The following is a 23,105-nucleotide window of genomic DNA, read 5'->3' as shown; positions in this document are numbered from 1 at the left end:
AACACTTACATCCGCTGGTTCCAACGCATCATCTGGGTCGGGATCGTCATGAACATGGTGTTCGCGATTCCGGCACTGTTCGCGCCGGCATTGCTGACGTCCATGATCGGCCTGCCACCGGTATTGTCCGATCCCTGGCTGGAGAACGCCGGCATGTTGCTGGTGGGGATCAGCCTGTTCTACATGCCCTCGGGATTCAACGCGCCGCGTTTCGTGGTGCATTCGTGGTTGTGCGTGTTGTCGCGGCTGGTGGCGGTGGTGTTCTGGGTCTACCTGATCAACACCAATAACCAGGGCCAATTGTTTGTGCCGATGTTGATGGGCGACCTGAGCATGTTCCTGATCCTGGGCGTGCTGCTGTACCTGGGCAGCCCGGTGGCCAATCGTCCGCTGGCCTTGCTCTGCGCCGGTTGGCGGGAGTGGCGCGCCGGCTGGGCGCTGCGCTGGCAGAGCCATGGGTTCAAGGTTGGCATGTTGGTGGTGGTTGTGTTGCTGGGGTTCATTGGCTACCAGACCTGGTACCAAATGATCCGGGAAGTGCCGCAACCGGACTTCGCCTCCGACGAAGACCATTACAAATACGCCGCCATCGGCCTGGGCATCGAGGCGCGGATTCCCTACTACCTGTTCGCCGTGCTACCGCAAATGTGCCCGGAAAAACTGCCCAAGCCCGGCGGCTACGAAGTGTTCGGTTTTCTCTATGAAAACGGCAAAGACCTGCCCATCGGCATGGCCAAGCGGCAACTCGGTTACCCCACGGTCGAGCCCAATTGCGCCCTGTGCCACACCGGTTCCTACCGGGCCAATGCCACTGACGTGGCAGTGCCGGTCGCCGCCGCGCCGGCCAATACCCTGCAACTGCAAGCCTTCCAGTGGTTCGCCTACGATTGCGCCAGCGACCCGAAATTCACCCCCGAGGCGGTGATGGCGGCGATCAATGGCAAGTTCCAGTTGGGTTTTTTCGAAAAACTGTACAACCGTTACTTGATCATCCCGATGGCCAAGAGTGCGCTGCTCAAGCAGAAGCAGGCCTATGCCTGGCAGAAGCTGCGTCCGGCCCAGGGACCTGGGCGGACCGACACCTTCAACCCGACCAAAATGGTGGTGTTCGGCTTCCCGGATGACTCCACCATCGGCACCGTGGATCTGCCACAGGTCTGGAACCAGAAACCCCGGGAGTCCATGTACCTGCATTGGGACGGCAATAACAACCAGATCCACGAGCGCAACTACGCAGCGGCCATGGCCGTGGGCGCGACGCCGGAATCGGTGCTGCCGCCGAGTTTCAACCGGGTGACCAACTGGCTGCTGGGCCACAAGGCACCGGCCTGGCCGTTCGCCCTGGACCAGGAGAAAGTCGCCCAGGGCAAACCGATCTGGGAGAAAAACTGCGCCGGTTGTCACGACTTCGGCCGCAGCGACACCGGCCAGGTCACCACCCACATCGACCAGTTGGGCACTGACCCCCACCGGCTGAACTCGTTCACCACCGGCCTGGTGACGGCGTTCCACGGCTTCAAGAAACCGCCGTTCGACTTTGGCGCCTACCGCAAGACCCAGAGCTACAGCAACACCCCCACCGACGGCATCTGGCTGCGGGCGCCGTACCTGCACAACGGCTCGGTGCCGACCCTGTGGGACTTGCTGCAACCACCGGAACAGCGCCCGCAGGTGTTCTACACCGGCTCCGACATCTACGACCAGGAGAAGGTCGGCTTCGTCACCCGCGGTGCACAGATGAAAGCATCGGCGGATTTCAAATACGACACCCGCCTGGAAGGCAACCACAACGGCGGCCACCTGTATGGCACGCAGTTGTCGGACGTCGACAAACGGGCCCTGATCGAATTCATGAAGACCCTGTAGCCCAGGGCATTGCGAAGGAGCGTCCACATGTCATTACTGCACCATTGGGAACATGAGTTCGACAAGGTCAAGGTCCGCCTGCACGGGTTGGTCACACGGCTGGAGATGTCCTGGAAGAAACTCGTCAACGACCTGGAGCCTGAGGAGTTCCAGGCCATCGTCAAACTGCTGCAGTGCGGGCACGACCAGGCGCGGCACGTCATCGAGCATGGCGACCTCCCGGATGACGAGCCGGCCGTGCCCTGGGAGCTGGCCCACGGCCTGTCGATCCTGAAGATCGGCAACCCCACGCCGTTGCCGCAAAGCGAAGACGAACTGCCGACCCGGGTGCTCAAGGACGGCACCTTGCTCGGTTGTCGCAAATGGGAGTTGCTGGATCTGTTGTGGAGCGAGGCGCTGCTCAAGTGGATCGAGAACCTGCGCCACCATGCGCCGTTCGCCACCAACCCGGCGCTGGTGAAAATGGACAGCGACGTGGTGCTGGCCATCGCCGGCGACTGGGGCACCGGGCCGTTCGACAGCCATGCACCGGCGGTGGCCGTGGCCAACCAGATGCAACTGGCCCAGGCTGACTTCACCATCCATCTGGGTGATGTGTATTACGCCGGTACCCATTCCCAGGAAGACGTCGACATGGTCGGCTGGCCCCAGGGCAAGCACGGCTCGTTCACCCTCAACTCCAACCACGAGATGTACAGCGGCGCCCACGGCTATTTCAAGGAGCTGGCCAAGCGTTTTCCGGTGCAACAGGGCACCAGTTACTTTGCCTTGTACAACGACGACTGGCTGGTGGTTGGCCTGGACAGTGCCTACGCCTCGGACGCGATGAACCTGTACATGGACGGCACCCTCAACACCCCGCAGATCGAGTGGATGAAAACCCTGCCCAAGCGCAAGAAGTTGATGGTGCTCAGTCATCACCAGGGCTTCGATATTTCCGGGCACAACAAGACCGCCCTCTACCAACCGGTGTGCGATGCCCTGGGGCGTGAGCCGGACTACTGGTATTGGGGGCATTTGCACAACGGCATCTGCTACGCCACCCAGGGCGGGCTGCATGCACGCTGCGCCGGGCATGGGGCGATTCCCTACGGCACCACCAGCGAGCTGAACGGGCATGCCCGGGTGCTGTGGTCGGAGACTCGATTGGCGGGGGACGAGGCGTATCCGGAGCGGGTATTGAACGGGTATGTGAAGGTGCGGTTGGTGGGGGAAAACATCGAGGAGACGTTTTATGGGGAGGATGGCAGTGTGCGGTGGTCTTCCAAGTAGACGGTGAGTGTCAGGCCGCTATCGCGAGCAAGCTCGCTCCCACAGGGGTTCTGTGTCGTTCACAAAACCTGTGGGAGCGAGCTTGCTCGCGATGCTTCTGACTTAACCCTGGACCGGAACGCCCTTGAGGTAAGGCGCTGGCTCGGCCCCGAGGTTGTTGAGCATGCGCTCGCTGTACCAGTCCACGAAGTTCACCACGCCGAACTCATAGGTCTTGGAGTACGGGCCAGGCTGGTAGGCGGTGGAGTTGATGCCGCGCTGGTTTTCTTCGGCCAGGCGACGGTCCTGGTCGTTGGTGGCGTCCCAGACCTGGCGCATGCGCGCGACGTCGTAGTCCACGCCTTCGACGGCGTCCTTGTGCACCAGCCACTTGGTGGTGACCATGGTTTCCTGGGCGCTGATCGGCCACACGGTGAACACGATGATGTGGTCGCCCATGCAGTGGTTCCACGAGTGCGGCAGGTGCAGGATGCGCATCGAGCCCAGGTCCGGGTTCTTGATGCGGCCCATCAGCTTGGCGCAGCCTTGCTTGCCGTCCATGGTCATCGACACGGTGCCCTTGAGCAGTGGCATGCGCACGATGCGGTTACGCAGGCCGAAGCTGGCGTGGGCGTAAGGGATCTTCTCGGCGTCCCAGGCGGCGGCTGAAGCGGCCACGTGGTCCTTGAACGCTTGGTCGGCCCGCGGGTCGGTGACGTCGTCCCATTCCAGCAGGGTCTTGAGCAATTCCGGGTGCGAACCGCCGCAGTGGTAGCACTCGCGGTTGTTTTCCAGGACCAGCTTCCAGTTGGCCTTTTCCATCAAGGTGGTTTGCACCGCCACCTTGGTGTTTTCCATGTCGTACGGTTCCATGTAATGGTTCAGCGTCGACAGGAAATCATCGATGGCCGGCGGATTCTCGGCCAGGCTGATGAAGATGTAGCCGCCTGCGGTCTTCACGTTCACAGGCTTGAGGCCGTACTGCTTCATGTCGAAGTCGGCGCCCATCTCGGTGCCGGCGAACAGCAGGCGACCGTCCAGCTCGTAGGTCCACTGGTGGTAGTGGCAGACCAGTTTGGCGACTTTGCCCTTTTCGCTGGTGCACAGCCGCGAACCGCGGTGGCGGCAGACGTTGTGGAAAGCGTGGACCACGCCGTCGGCGCCGCGGATCACGATGATCGGGTTCTTGCCCACTTGCAGGGTCAGGTAGTTGCCCTTGGCCGGGATCTCGCAGGTCATGCCGGCGATCAACCATTCCTTCTGGAAGATTTCCTGCATGTCGATGTCGAACAGGCGCTCATCGCTGTAGAACGGTTGCGGCAGCGAGAAGGTGCGCTCGCGCTCTTGCAGCATTTGCGCGGTGGCCTTGCGTGCGGGTTCCAGCGGATCGCCCAGGCTCAGGGTAGTGGTGTCCATCGTTTTATCCTCGTGGCCCTCTAAGCGGAGCCGGTGAAAATGACTAATCGGTTGTGCTACGCAAGGCAGAAAACTTTGTTTATCTGTTGGGGCGAGTGTGGGGCCGCGAAGGGGCCGAACCTTATCCATGGGCGACATGGCCCAATCTGTTCCCGACGCGCAAGCCCCGGTAGTTAAGGGCTGGTCGCGATAAGTATGTGAATGTCGCAGATAGGTAAATGGTCACCCAGGCGCCTGCGCACAATCGCCATCATGAAGGCCGACAGTCGGCCGTGGAGATCAGCATGTCCAATAACTTCCTGAACCCGGTCACCACCCAGACCTGGGCCAATGGCCGACATATCGTACGTTGCGTCAAAGTCATCCAGGAAACCTGGGATGTGCGCACCTTCTGCTTCATGGCCGATCAGCCGATCATGTTCTTTTTCAAGCCGGGGCAATTCGTCACCCTGGAGCTGGAAATCGAAGGCCAGCCGATCATGCGCTCCTACACCATCTCCAGCTCGCCGTCGGTGCCCTACAGCTTCTCGGTCACCATCAAGCGCGTGCCGGGGGGCAAGGTGTCCAACTGGCTGCACGATACGTTGCATGAAGGCCAGGAGCTGGCGGTGCACGGGCCGGTGGGGCTGTTCAACGCCATCGATTTCCCGAGCCCGAAAGTCCTGTACCTGAGCGGTGGCGTGGGAATCACGCCGTGCATGTCCATGGCCCGCTGGTTCTACGACACCAACGCCAATGTCGACATGACCTTCATCCACAGCGCCCGGTCGCCCAAGGACATCATCTACCACCGCGAGCTGGAACACATGGCGTCGCGGATCGACAACTTCAGCCTGCACCTGATCTGTGAAAAACATGGCCTGGGCGAGCCTTGGGCCGGGTATCGCGGTTACCTGAACCACAAGATGCTGGAATTGATGGTGCCCGACTTCCTCGAGCGCGAAGTGTTCTGTTGCGGTCCGACCCCGTACATGACCGCGGTCAAGCGCCTGCTGGAAGCCGCTGGCTACGACATGAAGCGTTACCACGAAGAATCCTTCGGCGCCACGCCACCGGAAGCCCGCGCCGACGCCGTGGAACAGGCCGAACAGGCGGCCGACGCGCCGGAAGTCGATGCGGCGGACCTGCACCTGGTGGAATTCACCTCCTCTGGCAAGAGCATCCGCGTGGGCCCGGGCGAAACCGTCCACGCCGCCGCCGCCAAGCTCGGCATGATGATCCCCAAGGCCTGCGGCATGGGCATCTGCGGCACCTGCAAGGTACTGAAGCTGGGCGGGGAGGTGGAGATGGATCACAACGGCGGCATCACCGAGGACGATGAGGCCGAGGGCTACATCCTGTCGTGCTGCAGCGTGCCGAAGGGGGATGTGCGGATCGAGTTCTGATCCGTTCTCTCTGGCGGGTGATGAGCGCTTGTGGCGAGGGGATTTATCCCCGCTGGGCTGCGAAGCAGCCCTAAAACCAGGCACCCGGTGTGTCAGATCAATCAGAGTCGGCTGTTTTTGGGGCCGCTTCGCGCCCCAGCGGGGATAAATCCCCTCGCCACAGGTTAACCATGTCCCCGGCCCAGGCAGTGGTGGGGACCGGCCTTGAGTGTGTCTTTCCTTAGCCCGCCATCACTTCCCGAATATCCGCCGCCAGTTCCCGCACCCGCGCTTCTTCGGTGTCCCACGAGCACATGAACCGTGCGCCGCCCTTGCCGATGAAGGTGTAGAAGCGCCAGCCCTTGGCGGTCAGTGCGGCGATGGCCGGTTCCGACAGTTGCAGGAAAACGCCGTTGGCCTGGACCGGGAACATCAGTTCCACGCCGGGAATGTCGTTGACCAGCTCTGCCAGCAATTGGGCGCAGTGGTTGGCGTGGCGGGCGTGCTTGAGCCAGGCGTCGTCTTGCAACAGGCCGACCCAGGGCGCTGACAGGAAGCGCATTTTCGAGGCCAGTTGCCCGGCCTGTTTGCAGCGGTAGTCGAAATCCACGGCCAGGTCATGGTTGAAGAACAGAATCGCTTCCCCTACCGCCATGCCGTTTTTGGTGCCGCCGAAGCACAACACGTCCACGCCGACTTTCCAGGTCAGGTCCGCCGGGGAGCAGCCGAGGAAGGCGCAGGCGTTGGAAAAGCGCGCGCCGTCCATGTGCAGGTTCAGCCCCAGTTCCTTGCAGGTGACGCTGATGGCGCGGATTTCATCCGGCGTGTAGACGCTGCCGACTTCCGTGGCTTGGGTCAGGGTGACGACCCGAGGCTTGGGGTAGTGGATGTCCTGGCGCTTGAGGGCGATCTCGCGGATCGCCTCGGGGGTCAGCTTGCCGTTTTCGGTGCGTGCCAGCAGCAGCTTGGAGCCGTTGGAGAAGAACTCCGGTGCGCCGCATTCGTCGGTTTCGACGTGGGCGGTTTCCGAGCAGATCACGCTGTGATAACTCTGGCACAACGAGGACAGGGCCAGGGAGTTGGCCGCCGTGCCGTTGAACGCGAAGAACACTTCGCAGTCGGTTTCGAACAAGGCCCGGAAATCGTTCGCCGCGCGGTGGGTCCACTCATCGTCGCCATAGGCACGTTGGTGACCCTGGTTGGCTTCTTCCATGGCAGCCCAGGCTTCGGGGCAAATGCCGGAATAGTTGTCGCTGGCAAACTGTTGACTCTTGTCGGTCATGGCCTTGCTCCTGAATAGAGAGTCCTGGATAAAGAGATCCCTGGCGGAATGCCCGGATGGGGCGTTCCCTGGTCCGGCGTGTTTGGGTCCACAGCGCCGTGGTCGATACTGGTGCGCACTTTACCCAAGATTAGTGGGGGAACACACCGGATGTTTCTGTCGGAAAGTATCAATCTCATCGCGCGGCTTTATACATGAACCGGCGTGACGGGGCCCTGGACCTGCTCAAGTGGTTGGCTCTTTTGTCGATGGTCCTCGATCATCTGCGATATGTCGGTTTTTCCGTCGATTGGTTCTATGTGCCGGGACGCCTGGCATTCCCGTGGTTCTGCCTGGCGATGGCGGCGAATCTGGCGCGCAGCGGTGCCAGCGTCGCTCCATGGCGGTACCTGGGCTGGCTGCTGCTATTCAGTGCCGTCAGCGAAATGCCCTACCGCTTGTTCATTCCTGATCCCAGCACCCTGAATGTGATGCCAACCTTGGTGCTGGGATTGTTGGTGGCGCGCTGTTGGCAAACGCCCAGCCTGGAGGCGCGATGCCTGGCGGTGATGGCGGTGCTGTTGGCGGTGCTGTTGGCGGCGCTGTTTTCGTCGCGGTTGATGTTCGGTTTCTTTGGTGTGCTGCTGCCGCTGGCGATGTTGCTGGTATTCAAGCGCCCCTTGTACATGGCGTTGTTGCCGGGACTGGTCTGCGTGGCGGCCAACCAATGGCGGGTGTTGTATGGCACGGCGTGGTTGGGCGATGGGGTGGCGTTGTGGGGGCTGGTGGCTTGCCTGATCGCGCCATGGCTTGGGCAGGTGCTTTTGCGACACGCCGGTCGTTTTCATCCACCGGCGATGCGGCGCTGGGCGTATGGCCTGTATCCGGCGCATTTCCTGGTTTTGCTTGTGGTTCGCCACCTATCGGCCTGAACAGAACCCTGTCGCTAGGGATTTATCTGTGGTGAGGGGATTTATCCCCGTTGGGCTGCGAAGCAGTCCCCAAGCTGGCTAACTCGATCAATCCGACACACCCAGTTGTCTGGTTTTAGGGCCGCTTCGCGCCCCAGCGGGGATAAATCCCCTCGCCACAAGGACCCTGTCTCCAGTCCAAACAGGACCGTGTCTGTTCCTATGTCGTAAACGCACCTTTGCGTGGCGTCCATAGGCATTTGACATGCCTGCGCCAGCCATACCATCGCATCCAAAGGGCACGACCGAATGGTCCGTGCCTCACCGAGACGAAAGGCGCACCGCCGCCGCTGGGAGAGACGCGATGTTCAGCAAACAAGACCAAATTCAAGGCTACGATGATGCGCTGCTGGCGGCGATGAACGCCGAAGAGCAACGCCAGGAAGATCACATCGAGCTGATCGCGTCGGAGAACTACACCAGCAAGCGCGTGATGGAGGCCCAGGGCAGCGGCCTGACCAACAAGTACGCCGAAGGCTATCCGGGCAAGCGCTACTACGGTGGCTGCGAGCACGTCGACAAAGTCGAAGCCCTGGCCATCGAGCGCGCCAAGCAGTTATTCGGTGCCGATTACGCCAACGTCCAGCCGCACTCCGGGTCTTCGGCCAACAGCGCCGTGTACCTGGCCCTGCTGCAGGCCGGCGACACCATCCTGGGCATGAGCCTGGCCCATGGCGGTCACCTGACCCACGGTGCCAAGGTGTCGTCCTCGGGCAAGCTCTACAACGCGGTGCAATACGGCATCGACACCACCACCGGCCTGATCGACTACGACGAAGTCGAGCGCCTGGCGGTCGAGCACAAGCCGAAAATGATCGTGGCCGGTTTCTCCGCTTACTCCAAGACCCTGGATTTCCCACGTTTCCGTCAGATCGCCGACAAGGTCGGTGCCCTGCTGTTCGTCGACATGGCCCACGTGGCTGGCCTGGTTGCCGCCGGTCTGTACCCGAACCCGCTGCCGTACGCCGACGTGGTCACCACCACCACCCACAAGACCCTGCGCGGTCCGCGTGGCGGCCTGATCCTGGCCAAGGCCAACGAAGAAATCGAGAAGAAGCTCAACGCCGCGGTATTCCCCGGCGCCCAGGGCGGCCCGCTGATGCACGTGATCGCCGGCAAGGCGGTGTGCTTCAAGGAAGCGGCGGAGCCTGGCTTCAAGGCTTATCAGCAGCAAGTGATCGATAACGCCCAGGCCATGGCTGGCGTGTTCATCAAGCGCGGCTACGATGTAGTGTCCGGTGGTACCGATAACCACCTGTTCCTGGTCAGCCTGATCCGTCAGGGCCTGACCGGCAAGGATGCCGATGCTGCCTTGGGCCGCGCCCACATCACCGTCAACAAGAACGCCGTGCCGAACGACCCGCAATCGCCATTCGTGACGTCGGGCCTGCGCATCGGCACCCCGGCGGTGACCACCCGTGGCTTCAAGGTTACCCAGTGCGTCACGCTGGCCGGCTGGATCTGCGACATTCTCGACAACCTCGGCGATGCCGATGTCGAGGCCAATGTCGCACAGCAAGTGGCGGCCCTGTGCGCGGACTTCCCGGTTTATCGCTGAGTCGGTTTTGGAGTAATGACTATGCAACGCTATTCGGGCTTCGGCCTCTTCAAACACTCACTCAGCCATCACGAAAACTGGCAGCGGATGTGGCGCACGCCGACCCCGAAAAAGGTCTACGACGTGGTCATCGTCGGCGGTGGCGGGCATGGTCTGGCGACCGCCTACTACCTGGCCAAGGAACACGGCATCACCAACGTGGCGGTGGTCGAGAAGGGCTGGCTGGGCGGCGGTAACACCGCGCGCAACACCACCATCGTGCGCTCCAACTACCTGTGGGACGAATCGGCCCACCTGTACGAACACGCGATGAAACTCTGGGAAGGCCTGTCCCAGGACCTGAACTACAACGTGATGTTCTCCCAGCGTGGCGTCTACAACCTGTGCCACACCCTGCAGGACATCCGTGATTCCGAGCGTCGCGTCAGCGCCAACCGCCTAAACGGCGTGGATGGCGAGCTGCTCAACGCCAAGCAAGTGGCCGACGAGATCCCGTACCTGGATTGCTCGAAAAACACCCGCTACCCGGTGATGGGCGCCACCGTCCAGCGTCGCGGCGGCGTGGCCCGTCACGATGCCGTGGCCTGGGGCTTTGCCCGGGCGGCGGACGCGTTGGGCGTGGACCTGATCCAGCAGACCGAAGTGATCGGTTTCCGCAAGGAAAACGGCGTGTGCATCGGTGTGGAAACCAACAAGGGCTTCATCGGCGCCAAGCGCGTCGGCGTGGTGACCGCCGGTAACTCCGGGCACATGGCCAAGCTCGCGGGCTTCCGTCTGCCGATCGAATCCCATCCGCTGCAAGCGTTGGTGTCCGAGCCGATCAAGCCGATCATCGACAGCGTGATCATGTCCAACGCCGTGCACGGCTACATCAGCCAGTCCGACAAGGGCGACCTGGTGATCGGTGCCGGTATCGACGGCTACAACGGCTACGGCCAGCGTGGCTCGTACCCGGTGATCGAGCACACGGTCCAGGCCATCGTCGAGATGTTCCCGGTGTTGTCCCGCGTACGCATGAACCGCCAGTGGGGCGGCATCGTCGACACCACGCCGGACGCCTGCCCGATCATCTCCAAGACCCCGGTGCCGAACATGTTCTTCAACTGCGGTTGGGGCACCGGCGGCTTCAAGGCCACCCCGGGTTCGGGCAACGTCTTCGCTGCAAGCCTGGCCAAGGGTGAAATGCACCCGCTGGCCGCGCCGTTTTCCATCGACCGTTTCCACAACGGCGCACTGATCGACGAACACGGCGCTGCTGCCGTCGCCCACTAACAGGAGAAATCCCTATGTTGCACATCTTCTGTCCTCACTGCGGCGAACTGCGCTCCGAAGAGGAATTCCATGCATCCGGCCAGGCGCATATCCCGCGCCCGCTGGATCCGAACGCCTGCACCGACGAGGAGTGGGGCGACTACATGTTCTTCCGTGACAACCCACGCGGGTTGCACCATGAACTGTGGGACCACGTCGCCGGTTGCCGCCAGTACTTCAACGTGACCCGTGACACCGTGACCTACGAGATTCTCGAAACCTACAAGATCGGCCAAAAGCCGCAGTTCACCGACAAGGCTGACAGTCCGAAAGCGGCTGCACAGGCTCTGGGAGAGAAGGTATGAGCCAGATCAATCGCCTGTCCAACGGCGGACGGATCGACCGCAACAAAGTGCTGAGCTTCACCTTCAACGGCCAGACCTACAAAGGTTTCGAGGGCGATTCCCTGGCCGCTGCGCTGCTGGCCAACGGTGTCGACATCATCGGTCGCAGCTTCAAGTATTCCCGGCCGCGCGGCATCTTCGCCGCCGGTGCCGAAGAGCCAAACGCGGTGCTGCAGATCGGGGCCACCGAAGCCACGCAGATCCCTAACGTGCGCGCCACGCAACAGGCGCTGTATCAAGGTTTGGTCGCCACCAGCACCAACGGTTGGCCGAACGTGAACAACGACATGATGGGCATTCTCGGCAAGGTCGGCGGCAAGCTGATGCCGCCGGGCTTCTACTACAAAACCTTCATGTACCCACAATCGTTCTGGATGACCTACGAGAAGTACATCCGCAAGGCCGCCGGGCTGGGTCGCTCGCCGACCGAGAACGATCCGGACACCTACGACTACATGAACCGTCACTGCGACGTGTTGATCGTCGGTGCTGGCCCTGCTGGTCTGGCCGCCGCACTGGCCGCGGCCCGCAGCGGTGCGCGCGTCATCCTGGCCGATGAGCAGGAAGAGTTCGGTGGCAGCCTGCTCGACTCCCGCGAGAGCCTGGATGGCAAGCCGGCGACCGAATGGGTAGCCTCTGTTGTCGCTGAACTCAAGTCGATGCCCGACGTGGTGTTGCTGCCTCGTGCCACGGTGAACGGTTACCACGACCATAACTTCCTGACCATCCACGAACGTCTCACCGACCACCTCGGTGACCGCGCACCGATCGGTCAGGTCCGCCAGCGCATCAACCGCGTTCGCGCCAAGCGCGTGGTGCTGGCGACCGGCGCTTGCGAGCGCCCGCTGGTCTACGGCAACAACGACGTGCCGGGCAACATGCTGGCCGGTGCGGTGTCCACCTACGTGCGTCGCTACGGCGTGGCACCGGGCAAGAAACTGGTGCTGAGCACCAACAACGACCACGCCTATCGCGTCGCCCTGGACTGGTTCGACGCCGGCCTGCAAGTGGTGGCCGTGGCCGATGCGCGCAGCAACCCACGTGGTGCGCTGGTGGAAGAAGCCCGCGCCAAAGGCATCCGTATCCTTACCGGCAGCGCCGTGATCGAGGCCCGTGGCAGCAAGCGCGTCACCGGGGCACGTGTCGCCGCGATCGACGTCCGCGCCCATAAAGTCACCAGCCCTGGCGAATGGCTGGACTGCGACCTGGTGGCCAGCTCCGGCGGCTACAGCCCGGTGGTCCACCTGGCATCGCACCTGGGCGGCAAGCCGATCTGGCGTGAAGACATCCTCGGTTTCGTACCGGGCGAAGCACCGCAAAAACGTGTCTGCGTCGGCGGTGTGAACGGTGCCTACAGCCTCGGTGACAGCTTGGCCGACGGTTTTGAAGGCGGCGTGCGCGCGGCCAGCGAAGCCGGCTTCAAAGCGGTGGAGGGCGTGTTGCCCAAAGCCCTGAGCCGTCATGAAGAGCCGACCCTGGCGCTGTTCCAGGTGCCTCACGAAAAATCCACCGCACGGGCGCCGAAGCAATTCGTCGACCTGCAGAACGACGTCACTGCCGCCGCCATCGAACTCGCCACCCGCGAAGGCTTCGAGTCGGTGGAACACGTCAAGCGCTACACCGCACTGGGCTTCGGTACGGACCAGGGCAAACTGGGCAACGTCAACGGCCTGGCCATCGCGGCCCGTTCGCTGAACGTGAGCATCCCGCAGATGGGCACCACCATGTTCCGTCCGAACTACACGCCGGTGACGTTCGGCGCGGTGGCTGGCCGGCACTGTGGGCACATCTTCGAGCCGGTGCGTTTCACCGCGCTGCATGCCTGGCATGTGAAAAACGGTGCCGAGTTCGAAGACGTCGGCCAGTGGAAGCGTCCTTGGTACTTCCCGAAGAACGGCGAAGACATGCACGCCGCGGTCAAGCGCGAATGCAAGGCGGTGCGTGACAGCGTCGGCCTGCTGGACGCCTCGACCCTGGGCAAGATCGACATCCAGGGCCCGGATGCCCGCGAGTTCCTCAACCGCGTCTACACCAACGCCTGGACCAAGCTCGACGTGGGCAAGGCCCGCTACGGCCTGATGTGCAAGGAAGACGGCATGGTCTTCGACGACGGCGTAACGGCCTGTCTGGCGGACAACCACTTCCTGATGACCACCACCACGGGCGGTGCGGCGCGCGTGCTGCAATGGCTGGAGATCTATCACCAGACCGAATGGCCGGACCTGAAGGTGTACTTCACCTCGGTCACCGACCACTGGGCGACCATGACCCTGTCGGGCCCCAACAGCCGCAAACTGCTGAGCGAAGTCACCGACATCGACCTGGACAAGGACGCGTTCCCGTTCATGACCTGGAAGGAAGGCCTGGTGGGCGGCGTGCCGGCACGGGTGTTCCGGATCTCGTTCACCGGTGAACTGTCGTACGAAATCAACGTACAGGCCGACTACGCCATGGGCGTGCTCGAGCAGATCGTCGAGGCCGGGAAGAAATACAACCTGACCCCGTATGGCACCGAGACCATGCACGTATTGCGGGCCGAGAAGGGCTTCATCATCGTCGGTCAGGACACTGACAGCTCGATGACGCCGGACGACCTGAACATGGGCTGGTGCGTAGGCCGGACCAAACCGTTCTCGTGGATCGGCTGGCGTGGCATGAATCGCGAAGATTGCGTGCGTGAAGACCGCAAGCAACTGGTGGGTCTCAAGCCGATCGACCCGAATGTCTGGCTGCCGGAAGGCGCGCAACTGGTGTTCAACACCAAGCAGGCGATCCCGATGACCATGGTCGGTCACGTGACCTCCAGCTACGCCCACAACTCCCTGGGTTATTCGTTTGCCATGGGTGTGGTCAAGGGCGGCCTCAAGCGGATGGGCGAGCGAGTGTTCGCGCCATTGGCCGATGGCAGCGTGATCGAGGCAGAGATCGTTTCTTCGGTGTTCTTCGATCCGAAGGGGGATCGGCAGAATATCTAGTGGCTTGAGGTCCTGTGGGAGACCGGCGATGCCGCGTCGGCATCATCGCGAGCAAGCTCGCTCCCACAGTTGATCGCGTAACCCTTGTGGGAGCGAGCTTGCTCGCGATGACGGCCTGACAGCCACAACAAGGGTTTGACTCAACAGCATTCAGACAGGTGCTCCATATGACCGCAGTCAACGTGTACCAACAACGCCCAACCACCGGGGCCAAGGCCGAGTCGTCGCTGCACCATGCCGACCTCGCCAGCCTGGTGGGCAAGGGTCGCAAGAACGCCGGTGTGACCGTGCGCGAGAAAAAACTCCTGGGCCACCTGACCCTCCGTGGCGATGGCCACGATCCGGCATTTGCCGCGGGCGTGCACAAGGCGCTGGGCCTGGAATTGCCAGGCGCCCTGGCTGTCATCGTCAAGGGTGAAACCAGCCTGCAATGGCTCGGCCCGGATGAATGGCTGCTGGTGGTCCCCACTGGCGAAGAATTCGCCGCCGAGCAGAAACTGCGTGAAGCCCTGGGCGACCTGCACATCCAGATCGTCAATGTCAGCGGCGGCCAGCAGATCCTCGAGCTGTCCGGGCCGAACGTGCGCGACGTGCTGATGAAATCCACCAGCTACGATGTACACCCAAGCAACTTCCCGGTGGGCAAGGCCGTGGGTACGGTGTTCGCCAAGTCGCAACTGGTGATCCGCCACACGGGCGAAGACACCTGGGAACTGGTGATCCGCCGCAGCTTCTCCGATTACTGGTGGCTGTGGTTGCAGGATGCCGCGGCTGAGTATGGGTTGAGCGTGCAGGCCTGAATATCGCAGTCCAAAGCCGGACACTTTTGTGGCGAGGGGATTTATCCCCGCTGGGCTGCGCAGCAGCCCTCAACCAGCCACCTTGGTGTATCAGGCCGATCGCATCAAGCTTTTTGGGGCTGCTTCGCAGCCCAGCGGGGATAAATCCCCTCGCCACAGAGTTCTGTGTTCGGCGGGGCTTATCCATAACAAACAGGAGTCACTGCAATGAGCCGCGCCCCGGATACATGGATCTTGACTGCCGACTGCCCCAGCGTGCTCGGCACCGTGGACGCGGTGACCCGCTTTCTGTTCGAGCAGGGTTGCTATGTCACCGAACACCATTCTTTCGACGACCGGCTTTCGGCGCGTTTCTTCATTCGCGTGGAGTTTCGCCAGCCCGACGGTTTTGACGAGCAGGCCTTTCGCGCCGGCCTGGCCGAGCGTGCGCAAGCCTTCGGCATGGTCTTCGAACTGACGCCGCCCAACTACCGGCCCAAAGTGGTGATCATGGTCTCCAAGGCCGATCACTGCCTCAACGATTTGCTCTACCGCCAGCGCATCGGCCAGCTGTCCATGGACGTGGTGGCCGTGGTGTCCAACCACCCCGACCTCAAGCCGCTGGCCGACTGGCACCAGATTCCCTACTACCATTTCCCCCTGGACCCGAACGACAAGCCGGCCCAGGAGCGACAGGTGTGGCAGGTGATCGAAGACACCGGCGCCGAGCTGGTGATCCTTGCCCGCTACATGCAAGTGCTGTCGCCGGAATTGTGTCGCAAGCTCGACGGCAAGGCGATCAACATCCATCACTCGCTGCTGCCGGGCTTCAAGGGGGCCAAGCCGTATCACCAGGCCTATAACAAAGGCGTGAAGCTGGTGGGCGCCACGGCGCACTACATCAACAACGACCTGGACGAAGGCCCGATCATCGCCCAGGGTGTGGAAGTGGTGGACCACAGCCACTATCCCGAAGACCTGATCGCCAAGGGCCGGGACATCGAAGGGCTCACCCTGGCCCGGGCGGTGGGGTATCACATTGAAAGAAGGGTGTTCTTGAACGCCAATCGCACGGTCGTTCTTTAAGGCCGACATCGCGAGCAAGGGGTACGCGGTCAAAATTGTGGGAGCGAGCTTGCTCGCGATGAGGCCTTTAAGACAACAAAGAAACAAGACACAAGCACTAACCCGAGCAATCAACGCGCTGCCTGCCTGGGCAACGCAGTTCCACAAAAACAACAGCGAGGTGAAAGCATGTCTGGTAATCGTGGTGTCGTGTATCTCGGCAACGGCAAGGTCGAAGTACAGAAAATCGACTATCCAAAAATGCAGGACCCGCGCGGCAGGAAGATTGAGCACGGTGTCATCCTGCGCGTGGTCTCCACCAACATCTGCGGCTCCGACCAGCACATGGTCCGCGGCCGTACCACTGCCCAGACCGGCCTGGTCCTGGGTCACGAGATCACCGGTGAAGTGATCGAAAAGGGCAGCGACGTCGAGAACCTGAAAATCGGTGACCTGGTGTCGGTGCCGTTCAACGTGGCTTGCGGGCGCTGCCGTTCCTGCAAGGAGCAACACACGGGCGTCTGCCTGAGCGTCAACCCGGCCCGTGCCGGTGGTGCCTACGGTTATGTGGACATGGGCGACTGGACCGGCGGCCAGGCCGAGTACGTGCTGGTGCCGTACGCCGACTTCAACCTGCTGAAACTGCCGGATCGCGACAAGGCCATGGAGAAGATCCGTGACCTGACCTGCCTGTCCGACATCCTGCCGACCGGCTACCACGGTGCCGTCACTGCTGGCGTTGGCCCTGGCAGCACCGTCTACATCGCGGGTGCCGGTCCGGTTGGCCTGGCGGCTGCCGCTTCCGCTCGCCTGTTGGGCGCGGCGGTGGTGATCATCGGCGACGTCAACCCGATCCGCCTGGCTCACGCCAAGGCCCAGGGTTTCGAAATTGCCGACCTGTCCACCGATACACCGTTGCACGAACAAATCGCTGCGCTGCTGGGCGAGCCTGAAGTCGACTGTGCTGTCGATGCGGTAGGCTTCGAAGCCCGTGGCCATGGCCATGACGGCGTCAAGCACGAAGCCCCCGCCACCGTGCTCAACTCGTTGATGGGGGTGGTCCGCGTCGCTGGCAAGATCGGTATTCCCGGTCTCTACGTCACCGAAGACCCGGGCGCAGTCGATGCGGCGGCCAAAATGGGCAGCCTGAGCATCCGCTTCGGCCTGGGCTGGGCGAAATCCCACAGCTTCCACACCGGCCAGACCCCGGTGATGAAGTACAACCGCCAACTGATGCAGGCGATCATGTGGGACCGTATCAACATTGCTGAAATCGTTGGTGTGCAGGTCATCAGCCTGGATGATGCACCGAAGGGTTATGGCGAGTTCGATGCGGGCGTGCCGAAGAAGTTTGTGATTGATCCGCATAAGTTGTTTAGTGCGGCTTGAGTAAAAATCATAGATGAAGAGGGAGGTTACGATCACCTTCTTCATCTGTTGATTGAATACTTTACTAGTTGTTGATGTGTTGGCGTTGAACGACTAAAAGTGAGCTGGATTCAGGATTGTCTTATTAATGTTGCTGGATGAAATTTTATGGATTTGTAAGGGGGGATAACCCTGCCTGAAATTTCATTGTGCTTATAATCTTTCAGAATGCTTGCATTTTTTACTTTTTTTATCTTTGCGGTTCCTATATCTAGTCTTATTCTTGATTTGGAGTAAAGTCCGAATGCGATGGTTCCAGAGAACGCTTTTACGGGTTTGTTTGTAAGAGTTGCGAATTGCTCGCCGAAAGAATTAGGGTTGTCGGCTGAATGGCAGAAAAGTAGTCTCAGGGAGTTGTATTTTTTTGTATCGATCCTTTGGGCTAGATATTCATAGAATTGTGTGGGAGAGGTGAGGTGGTCGTCCACGAGTATTAGGCCTGGCAGACCGTGACCAGCTATGTTCAAACGTGGCATCTCTTTGTAAGTGTCCTCAAAGATAGTTATATTGCTGGCGATGTTTCTAACGTTCCCAATCGGTTTTAGAATAATATTTTTGGGAGCGGTTAATTTGGGTTTTCTAGTTTTCCAAAAACTTAATAAACCTCTCCAGAAGCTACCTATGTGTCCGGACGGGTCGTTCATGTTTATGGGGTCTCCCATACAATAAACGTAGGAGTTTATCCCGCTTTCCTCAAACGGGCTCCAACTGTCCGAACTGTTGAATCGCATCAAAACTGGGTTAAACGCCCTATACCCGTTCCCCAACAAATAATGCCCGGTTACCGGATCTGGTCGTTCACCGTTGAAGCCGAGCAGGCTGAGTAGACCGTTTTCCGGGGAACGATGACCGTAAGGTGTATAGGCGGGGGCATGAGACTGCGCGGCAGCGAGTGCGTGCAACACTGTGCGTTGCTGATCGCTGGCAAGCAAAGTGGCTTCGACGGCACCAGACTGGCGCTGCTGTTGCGCCAGAAGTTGATCGTCTTGCTGGAAAATTGACCGACATACCGAGCCTTGAATTTCGCTGGTCAGACGCTCTTTGAGATAAAAGTGCTGGGTGTGGGCCTTGGTCAAGGAGGTACTGCCGACCAAGCGATCCAGCGGGTCGTAGTGGTAGCGGCAGAGTACATTTCTCTGACTCGTCGACATAATCTGCCCCGGTCCGATCGTTGGGGATGCGAATTGATGGGTATAGGCCTGTCAATGAATCGACCACATATCCTTTCGGACTTTCGCCATATCGTCTGCTGCTGCGGGGCATGCCCAAACCTCAACATCGTCCAGATGGAAAAAAAGGGCGTGCTATAGGGCGAATCGCGGAGCCGAAACTGAAGATGAACATGCGTAGGATTGATTCCTTCCGGCGCAACAAAAGTGAGACTTCCTTTAATCCATGCACTAGGAAAGGATCCAATATTCCAATGGGGGCCATATTCAAGAATAGCGCACGAGGCACCGGTAGGATTGCTGGTCAGGATGGAATACTGAACGAGAACTGGCGTACCTGCTTTTATGGCGATTTCTTGGATGAGCCTCGAGCGTTCACTGAGGTGTGCTTGTCCATCAACAATATTTATCTCTCCATCGTAGTCCCACCCCTCAAGTCCGTTATCGAATCCGCCATTTTTCAATAATTGTATGCGTTGGCACTCGGCTTCTTCAAAATAGATCTCAACATCATCGACATCATAAGCGCCTTGCGACGTGAGGATCAGGTCGACGGACCCGCCTTTGTCAGCGGTAAAATCAACTTCGTATTGTCCTGCCCGATTGATGCTGCAATAAGCACCTCCGATCGATAGCCTGACCCCGCCGATGCCGTAATAAGAAGAGACGTTGAAGCGTAATTTGACCGTTCCTGGGGCATTCAAGCTCACGGTCTGTGACAGGTTGCCATTAGGCGCGAACCGTGCCCGGCCACCTGCCCAGGTCACCTGCCTGGCGTTCCAGCCTTCAAGGCCATTATCGAAGGTACCGTTGACGATCAGGTTTTCGCTATTTTTGGGCGCATGCGAAGTCATGAGTTTACCCTGGCGTCTTCCGAGCGTTCGCGAAGTACATACGATGCTATCGGAGATTCGTGAATGAATACTTGTCAACTAAGTAGGGGCGCTATTGCGGTGTCACTCTCGTGGCCTGCATGCCTTTCGCGCCTCTCTCGATTTCAAAAGAAACGGTTTGCCTTTCTTTCAGTGTTTTATAACCCTCGCCGGATATCGCGGAATAGTGAACGAACAGTTCCTCGCCACCTTTGCCACATGTAATGAAGCCATAGCCTTTTGCATCGTTAAACCATTTAACGGTTCCTATGATTCGGTCGCTCATTTTTATTGTCTCTGCTTGCCCGAATGTATAAGGCCGATTGTCCATGGCCTTGTTATCGTTGACACGGTTCGAGCTTAAAGTCGGGCCGGACAGCTGCCTACTGTCAGAGTTGACAGTAGGCAATACCGAGAGGAAATAACCGGTGGCAGGTGATATTCAGATGACTGTCACGTGGCGGTCATGCCATGACCTGCGCTTGCAATCGTCGGCCGATCACGTCCAATACATTGCAACCGTCGCGCAAGGGAATCGCCAGGAGCAGGGCGAAGTCGTGGAGGACGACGGCGTCGGAACTGATCTCCTCGCGGAAGGCGATGTTTTCCAATAGTTGGGTGGCGGCGCGGATGCGGTAGGCGGCGGTTTGGTAGAGGATCCAAATGCCAGTCAGTTAAAGCCCCAAACCCGTGGGAGCAAAGCTTGCTCGCGATTGGGATGAGCCAGTCGACAACGCTATTGACGGGTCTGCCGCCATCGCGAGTAAGCTTTGCTCCCACAGGTTTTGTGTCGTTTGATCTTTAACTGACTGGCATTAGGCAGCAGCCCCCTGCTTTTCAGATACCAGCGGCGAGCGCTTCGCACTCGAGCGGGAGCAAGCTCCCTCGCCACGGTTATGGGGGTGCAGTCGCGGCCTCGACCCGGTCGCAGAATTCAGGGTAGAAACCCCGGGCGCTGGGGCCTTGGCAATAGTCTTGCGCCTGGGTCAAGGCGGCGCGGCTGAAGTTCAGGCCACGGGGCATGCTGGCGAAGGTGACGTAGCCACCTTGTTGCAGTTTGATGGCGTCGAAGCCCTGCATGTCGTAGACCAGTTCCACGTCATCATCAGCCAGCAGTCGCGCCTTGACCGTCACTTGCGTGTATTGCTTACCCCCCGGCGCGCCATTGAGCGCCGCCAGGCCGTGGCCGACCACACGCAGCATGTGCGGGACCCAGGGCTCACAGTCATCCGTGCAAGCGCTGGGACGGTAGAGCACGGTCAGCGTCTGCTGATCGCGGCTGACCTCGGTCAGGGCCGGGTCGGAGCGTTTGATGCGATGCTCGATGGTCAGCCAGGTCTTCTGCGCATCACTGATGTCGTCGGCAAGCTCTGGATTCAGCGGACCCCGCTGGCATTCGGTGACACCAAAGGCAATGAGCATGCCCGCCAGGATGACCGCGAGGGTCGCTCCACCAATTTTTACATTCATAGGCAAACTCTGCAGGAGGAAGCCGCACTGTACGGTAACCGTGCAGCCAATGGCAGGACGTTCTAGAGGCGCAACGCTGGGACACCTGATCCGGGTGATCGACCGTCAAAAGCTGACGCGAAAGTCATCGGCACTGATTAACCTGCACGTTTTTATGTCCGGGCTTTCGCAACGATTGTCCGCCCACGGCAACAGGGTCCGCTCTTGGACTTGTAGGTAGTCGAGGGTCAGATTGATCGCACCGTACTTGCAAGTAATGGTTGCCCTCGTCGGGGTCTGGTTATCTACGTCCGGTTCATGGATCGCGAACTCGGCGCCGTTGAATTGCTCCAGCGCAGAGTTGGCCACTTCCACAATGCTGTGGTTCTCCCATTCGTGATCATCCTGAACGTCTATCGATCCGATGTCTCTATGAATTTGTGTGATGCCAGGACAGGTTATCTCACCGGCATGGACATGACCGATGATCAGCAAGAGCATTCCGGCGCCGCCGACAGTCAGTATGTTTCGCATTTGCCAGCCTCCGTTTTCTCGTGTCGGCGACATGTTTGCGGCTATATGTGGCGGGGACTACTGTCAAGGCTGACAGTTGTTTATGTTGATTTGGAATTAGTTGATTCTGGTTTGTTGTCGTTTGGCGATAAGAAACTCAAAATTTTCGGAAAAGCGGAAGTGACTGAAGGATTAGCAGATTCAGGCAAAGGAATCGGATTCAGATCCAAATCCTAGAGGAGGAACAATCCTCGCCCAACCCAGTCCAACGCTCGATTTTGCGCCGTCCCCCACGGGCGTTTTTTTCAGAGTTCAGAGGATGTTCGGGATGAAGGTTTCACGCGGTTTTGCCCTGTCTTGCCTGCTGACGCTGGCCGCCAGCCCGGCCTTTGCGCAGTTCAGCCTCAGCGATGCGGCCAATGTGGTGTCGGCGATGCAGGGCAACTCAGGTGAGGAAGAGGGCCTCGTAGCCGCCGCGCCGAAAGCGGCCGGCTTGCTCAACACCCTGGGGTCGGAACTCAAGATCACGCCGGAACAGGCCATCGGCGGCGCCGGTGCGATGCTGGGGCTGGCGAAGAATCGGCTCAGCGAGCCGCAGTTTTCCGAGTTGAGCAAAAGCGTGCCGGGGCTGGATCAGATTGCCGGAAACAGCGCCATCGGGGGGCTCAATGGCCTGGGCGGTCTGCTCGGTGGCGGGTCGGACAAAAACGCTTTGCTAAATGGGCTGCTGGGTAACGTCAAGGACACCAATGATTTGAACAATACCTTCAGTGCGCTGGGCATGGACAGCGGCATGATCGGCCAGTTTGCCCCGATTATTCTGCAGTACCTTGGTCAGCAGGGGGTTGCTGGTTCGCTGTTGCAGAACCTGGGAGGGATTTGGGGGAGCGGTGCGGGGGTGTGATGGGGGTGGCGACATCGAAAATCCGCCACAGGGCTATCAGAATCTCAAGCTGAAGTAATCGGTGTTCACCCATCTACAAGTGTTGGTGTCCCGGTTGGCGCAACGGTTGACCGCTGAGGGCAAAGACGTCGGCTGATAATCCAGCGTGAGATTGTTCTCACCGTAATTGCAGGTGATGGTTACTCTCCTCGGTGTCAATTCATCTTCATCGGCTTCATGGAGCGCGAACTCGGCGTCGTTGAGTTGCTGCACCGCCGGGTTGGCTTCCTGTTCCAAGTCCTGACCCTGCCATTGTCGGTCATCCTGGATTTCTACTGTTTCAGTGGTGCCATGGATCTGTATCGCGGCCGGACAAGTGATTTCTCCGGCATGAACATGGCCAATGATCAGCAGGCATATTCCAGCGCCGCCGTCAGTTATAAAGTTTCGCATTGGGTGTCTCCACAATGTGTCCCGGCGACATGTTTGCGGCTGTGCTTGGTGAGGGCTACTGTCAATGCTGACAGTTGTTTATGCTGACTTGGAATTAGTTGGTTCTTGCCTGTTAACCTTTGGCGATAAGAAAATCAAAACTTCATGAAAATCGGAAACGTCTGAAGGATTAACAGA

20 protein-coding genes and 2 pseudogenes are annotated in these 23,105 nt (G+C 59.9%); 12 read left to right on the top strand and 10 right to left on the bottom strand.

Annotation, left to right across the window (positions count from 1 at the left end):
• Positions 1–636: 636 nt before the first annotated feature.
• Positions 637–1,650 carry a hypothetical protein gene (locus BLU85_RS31805; RefSeq protein WP_371914248.1) on the bottom strand — a complete coding sequence of 338 codons (1,014 nt, stop codon included), beginning with the start codon at positions 1,648–1,650 and terminating at the stop codon, positions 637–639.
• Between BLU85_RS31805 and BLU85_RS31800 the strand changes: the two are divergent.
• Positions 1,576–1,866, top strand: a pseudogene (locus tag BLU85_RS31800) (hypothetical protein); the annotation flags it as partial. The gene BLU85_RS31805 and the pseudogene BLU85_RS31800 overlap by 75 nt on opposite strands.
• 27 nt (positions 1,867–1,893) lie before the next feature.
• Complete coding sequence (locus BLU85_RS20230; protein WP_092202784.1) at positions 1,894–3,138, top strand: metallophosphoesterase family protein; 1,245 nt, start codon at positions 1,894–1,896, stop codon at positions 3,136–3,138.
• A gap of 102 nt (positions 3,139–3,240) precedes the next feature.
• On the opposite strand, the gene gbcA is transcribed toward BLU85_RS20230, so the two are convergent.
• Entirely contained in the window at positions 3,241–4,533 is a 1,293-nt protein-coding gene (gene gbcA, locus BLU85_RS20225) for a glycine-betaine demethylase subunit GbcA (protein ID WP_060740294.1), read from the bottom strand.
• A 284-nt stretch (positions 4,534–4,817) separates the two neighbouring features.
• On the opposite strand from gbcA, the gene gbcB reads away from it, so the two are divergent.
• Positions 4,818–5,918, top strand: coding sequence for a glycine-betaine demethylase subunit GbcB (gene gbcB, locus BLU85_RS20215; RefSeq protein ID WP_060743118.1), 1,101 nt, complete (start codon positions 4,818–4,820; stop codon positions 5,916–5,918).
• Between the two features lie 220 nt (positions 5,919–6,138).
• Here the strand turns inward: gbcB and BLU85_RS20210 are convergent, their stop codons facing one another.
• Positions 6,139–7,179, bottom strand: a complete 1,041-nt coding sequence (locus BLU85_RS20210; protein ID WP_092202782.1) for a threonine aldolase family protein — start codon at positions 7,177–7,179, stop codon at positions 6,139–6,141.
• Between the two features lie 194 nt (positions 7,180–7,373).
• On the opposite strand from BLU85_RS20210, the gene BLU85_RS20205 reads away from it, so the two are divergent.
• The 8 genes from BLU85_RS20205 to fdhA all read left to right on the top strand — a co-directional run bounded on the left by BLU85_RS20205 (position 7,374) and on the right by fdhA (position 17,550).
• Positions 7,374–8,090 (top strand): TraX family protein, encoded by a 717-nt coding sequence (locus BLU85_RS20205; RefSeq protein WP_092202780.1) that lies wholly within the window; start codon positions 7,374–7,376, stop codon positions 8,088–8,090.
• Positions 8,091–8,433: 343 nt separating this feature from the next.
• The gene (glyA, locus tag BLU85_RS20200) at positions 8,434–9,687 is read left to right on the top strand and encodes a serine hydroxymethyltransferase (protein ID WP_003206308.1); all 1,254 of its coding nucleotides are present in this window, start codon (positions 8,434–8,436) and stop codon (positions 9,685–9,687) included.
• Between the two features lie 21 nt (positions 9,688–9,708).
• Complete coding sequence (locus tag BLU85_RS20195) at positions 9,709–10,959, top strand: sarcosine oxidase subunit beta (RefSeq protein ID WP_003177603.1); 1,251 nt, start codon at positions 9,709–9,711, stop codon at positions 10,957–10,959.
• 14 nt (positions 10,960–10,973) lie between these two features.
• Entirely contained in the window at positions 10,974–11,303 is a 330-nt protein-coding gene (locus BLU85_RS20190) for a sarcosine oxidase subunit delta (protein ID WP_014340581.1), read from the top strand.
• Positions 11,300–14,317, top strand: coding sequence for a sarcosine oxidase subunit alpha (locus BLU85_RS20185; RefSeq protein ID WP_092202778.1), 3,018 nt, complete (start codon positions 11,300–11,302; stop codon positions 14,315–14,317). Before BLU85_RS20190 ends, BLU85_RS20185 begins: the two co-directional genes overlap by 4 nt.
• 167 nt (positions 14,318–14,484) lie before the next feature.
• Complete coding sequence (locus BLU85_RS20180) at positions 14,485–15,117, top strand: sarcosine oxidase subunit gamma (protein ID WP_072405821.1); 633 nt, start codon at positions 14,485–14,487, stop codon at positions 15,115–15,117.
• 207 nt (positions 15,118–15,324) lie between these two features.
• The gene (purU, locus tag BLU85_RS20175; RefSeq protein WP_060740301.1) at positions 15,325–16,182 is read left to right on the top strand and encodes a formyltetrahydrofolate deformylase; all 858 of its coding nucleotides are present in this window, start codon (positions 15,325–15,327) and stop codon (positions 16,180–16,182) included.
• A 168-nt stretch (positions 16,183–16,350) separates the two neighbouring features.
• Positions 16,351–17,550, top strand: coding sequence for a formaldehyde dehydrogenase, glutathione-independent (gene fdhA, locus BLU85_RS20170; RefSeq protein ID WP_092169460.1), 1,200 nt, complete (start codon positions 16,351–16,353; stop codon positions 17,548–17,550).
• Between the two features lie 110 nt (positions 17,551–17,660).
• Here the strand turns inward: fdhA and BLU85_RS20165 are convergent, their stop codons facing one another.
• The 6 genes and pseudogenes from BLU85_RS20165 to BLU85_RS20140 all read right to left on the bottom strand — a co-directional run bounded on the left by BLU85_RS20165 (position 17,661) and on the right by BLU85_RS20140 (position 21,613).
• Positions 17,661–18,665 carry an RHS repeat-associated core domain-containing protein gene (locus BLU85_RS20165; RefSeq protein WP_371914247.1) on the bottom strand — a complete coding sequence of 335 codons (1,005 nt, stop codon included), beginning with the start codon at positions 18,663–18,665 and terminating at the stop codon, positions 17,661–17,663.
• Positions 18,662–19,612, bottom strand: a complete 951-nt coding sequence (locus tag BLU85_RS30700) for a hypothetical protein (RefSeq protein ID WP_139207997.1) — start codon at positions 19,610–19,612, stop codon at positions 18,662–18,664. Before BLU85_RS30700 ends, BLU85_RS20165 begins: the two co-directional genes overlap by 4 nt.
• Positions 19,613–19,703: 91 nt before the next feature.
• Positions 19,704–19,916, bottom strand: coding sequence for a cold-shock protein (locus BLU85_RS20155; RefSeq protein WP_092202856.1), 213 nt, complete (start codon positions 19,914–19,916; stop codon positions 19,704–19,706).
• A gap of 178 nt (positions 19,917–20,094) precedes the next feature.
• A pseudogene (locus tag BLU85_RS20150) lies at positions 20,095–20,289 on the bottom strand (hypothetical protein); the annotation flags it as partial.
• A gap of 235 nt (positions 20,290–20,524) precedes the next feature.
• The gene (locus tag BLU85_RS20145) at positions 20,525–21,100 is read right to left on the bottom strand and encodes a hypothetical protein (protein ID WP_092202772.1); all 576 of its coding nucleotides are present in this window, start codon (positions 21,098–21,100) and stop codon (positions 20,525–20,527) included.
• Between the two features lie 105 nt (positions 21,101–21,205).
• Complete coding sequence (locus tag BLU85_RS20140) at positions 21,206–21,613, bottom strand: DUF3757 domain-containing protein (protein ID WP_092202770.1); 408 nt, start codon at positions 21,611–21,613, stop codon at positions 21,206–21,208.
• A gap of 307 nt (positions 21,614–21,920) precedes the next feature.
• Between BLU85_RS20140 and BLU85_RS20135 the strand changes: the two genes are divergently transcribed.
• Positions 21,921–22,496: a DUF2780 domain-containing protein gene (locus BLU85_RS20135; RefSeq protein WP_092202768.1), complete on the top strand. Its 576-nt coding sequence runs from the start codon at positions 21,921–21,923 to the stop codon at positions 22,494–22,496.
• Between the two features lie 36 nt (positions 22,497–22,532).
• Here BLU85_RS20135 and BLU85_RS20130 read toward each other — a convergent pair whose 3' ends face one another.
• The gene (locus BLU85_RS20130) at positions 22,533–22,928 is read right to left on the bottom strand and encodes a DUF3757 domain-containing protein (protein ID WP_139207995.1); all 396 of its coding nucleotides are present in this window, start codon (positions 22,926–22,928) and stop codon (positions 22,533–22,535) included.
• Positions 22,929–23,105 lie beyond the last annotated feature (177 nt).

The organism is Pseudomonas sp. NFACC14, assembly GCF_900106885.1.
Classification (GTDB): domain Bacteria; phylum Pseudomonadota; class Gammaproteobacteria; order Pseudomonadales; family Pseudomonadaceae; genus Aquipseudomonas; species Aquipseudomonas fluorescens_AA.
Note: the sequence above shows the minus strand (reverse complement) of the source record. Positions and strands in the feature narration are given on the sequence as shown.